The sequence below is a fragment of the Thermoplasmatales archaeon genome (genome assembly GCA_014361245.1).
Taxonomy (GTDB): Archaea; Thermoplasmatota; E2; order UBA202; family JdFR-43; genus JACIWB01.
The window spans coordinates 1-1,083 of record JACIWB010000092.1 but is presented as its reverse complement, the minus strand read 5'-3'; the positions used below and the strand labels follow the sequence as shown (position 1 = coordinate 1,083).

General features: G+C 60.7%; 3 protein-coding genes. All 3 read right to left on the bottom strand.

Going from position 1 to position 1,083, the window contains the following annotated elements; all coding sequences use genetic code 11:
• The coding region (locus tag H5T45_07655; GenBank protein ID MBC7129572.1) for a DUF4040 domain-containing protein at window positions 1–707 on the bottom strand (707 nt) is incomplete at its 3' end.
• A 1-nt stretch (window position 708) separates the two neighbouring features.
• The gene (locus tag H5T45_07650; GenBank protein ID MBC7129571.1) at window positions 709–990 is read right to left on the bottom strand and encodes a monovalent cation/H(+) antiporter subunit G; all 282 of its coding nucleotides are present in this window, start codon (window positions 988–990) and stop codon (window positions 709–711) included.
• Window positions 987–1,083 (bottom strand): pH regulation protein F (locus H5T45_07645; protein MBC7129570.1); only part of this gene is annotated, 97 nt, incomplete at its 5' end. The genes H5T45_07650 and H5T45_07645, both read right to left, overlap by 4 nt.

The window sequence follows — 1,083 nt, the reverse complement described above, 5'->3', positions numbered from 1 at the left end:
AGGGTGAACCCATATTCTTCGGGAAGGATTTGGGTTTCCGCTTCGGAAAAGAGGTCCTGCATGGTCCACTCCCGCAATCTCAGGAGATCGGTCACCGCTTCCCCCACTTCTCCCCGGGCCAGGGCGTGGGCCAATTCCGCGGCATCCTCGAAGAGTTTTCCCGCGGGGTCGACATGTTTCTGCCCAGGCTCGCCGGCCACGGATCCCCGCGGGCCTTCTCCCAATCGCACCAGCACCAACCGCGTGGGAAGAAGGTACTTGGTGTAAGCCAAGCCATCCTCCGGCGTGGAAAGAAAACCGCCGGCGCCGAGGTGGGCCTCGCCGCTTCGCAAAAGCCGGGGGATCTCCGCGCGGGGAACCCAAACAAGTTCAAGATCCCGGTGATACCAACGGGCGAACCGGGTGAGAATCTCCCACTCCAATCCGGCGATGCCCTCACCTTCTGGATAAAGGAGAGGATAAAGCGGAGTGGCGGCGACCACGATTTTTCCCGTGCGGCGCAAAGCCAAAAGGTACACGAAGGTCACAAGGCCGAATCCTACGGCAGCTTCGGTGAGGGCCACGTCGGGCGCAGCCAAAACCAAATAGAGCCCAGCCAAAACCAGGGAATGGGCGCCCACCCCAATCACCCCCCAAAGAAGGCGCCTGCGGGTGAGGGCGAAGACGGCCAGAGCCAAGGCCAGGACGCAGAGAAAGACGGCCGCCATGTCAGTCGCGTATCCTCCGCACAAAGGCGCTTTTGGCCACAGCATGAGTGGCCAAGGGCCCGGTGAAAAGTAGGAAAAGGAGCAAAACCAAGGCCAATCCTCCCGTAGCTTCCCAGCCCTCCCACACGATAAGCCCCACCAGAAAAAGGCTCGTCCCACCGATATCAGCCACCCCGGCCACCTGCAGCCGCACATACGGCGAACGGAACCGCACCATCCCAAGGCCCCCAAGCCAAAGGAGGACCAGCCCCAAAAAGAGAAGAACTTCTCCGAAAATCCTCATCGTTCACCCCTTTCCCCAAACCGCGCCACAAGGACGGTTCCCAGAAAACCAAGGATGGCATAGGAAAGGGCCACGTCCAGAAGGATCTGGTGT